Here is an 884-nt window from a genome sequence, read left to right on the forward strand (position 1 = left end):
TAAGTCTTGTCGATACGGAGGAATACCCAAGTCCGGCTGAAGGGATCGGTCTTGAAAACCGACAGGGGTGTCAAAGCCCGCGGGGGTTCGAATCCCTCTTCCTCCGCCATATTGATTTTAATTCTAATGAAACACAAGCATATATTGGAGATTGTTTTGTCCGTTGCATTCGGTGCGGCGGATTTTTTATTTTAAAGAAAAAGTGAATCTCGACTGAGATTCACTTTTTTTGATTATCATGAATAACTGAAGCAATTTGATCTACAATATTTTCAATCGAGTTTTCGTCGTTCAGAAGATCATAATCTTCAATGCGAAGTTTTAAAACAGGGCAGGCATTAAAACCGCTTATCCAGTTCTCGTAGCGTGTATGCATTTCTTCCCAATAAGACCGGCTTGTCTGAAGCTCCATCTCACGGCCGCGTTGTTCAATCCGGTTTAAAATGTTCTCCAGATCTCCTTCTAAATAGATCAACACATCTGGATGTGGGAAATACGGTGTCATTACCATTGCTTCGAAAAGGCTTGTGTAAGTCTTATAATCAACCTTTGACATTGTCCCTTTATCAGCATGCATTTTTGCGAAAATTCCTGTATCTTCATAAATCGAACGATCCTGTACAAAACCTCCGCCGGCTTCAAAAATTGTTTTCTGTTCTTTGAAGCGTTCAGCTAAGAAGTAAATTTGAAGGTGAAAGCTCCAACGTTCAAAATCATGATAGAACTTTTCCAAATATGGATTATGATCGACTTCCTCCAACGATGTTTTAAATCCAAGCCGTTTAGCTAAAGTTTTTGTTAAAGTCGATTTTCCGACACCTACTGTTCCTGCTACTGTAATAATTGAATTCTTAGGGATATGATGTTCCTTCATACGATAAGCT

At 39.4% G+C, this 884-nt stretch carries 1 protein-coding gene and 1 tRNA gene; one reads left to right on the forward strand and one right to left on the reverse strand.

What is annotated here, in order from left to right; translation table 11 throughout:
• The first annotated feature begins 16 nt into the window (after window positions 1-16).
• Window positions 17-109, forward strand: a tRNA-Ser gene (locus ACWHAR_RS24705).
• A 111-nt stretch (window positions 110-220) separates the two neighbouring features.
• On the opposite strand, the gene dck is transcribed toward ACWHAR_RS24705, so the two are convergent.
• The gene (gene dck, locus ACWHAR_RS24710) at window positions 221-874 is read right to left on the reverse strand and encodes a deoxyadenosine/deoxycytidine kinase (protein ID WP_003226792.1); all 654 of its coding nucleotides are present in this window, start codon (window positions 872-874) and stop codon (window positions 221-223) included.
• Window positions 875-884 lie beyond the last annotated feature (10 nt).

The sequence above is a fragment of the Bacillus sp. LR--39 genome (assembly GCF_053613335.1).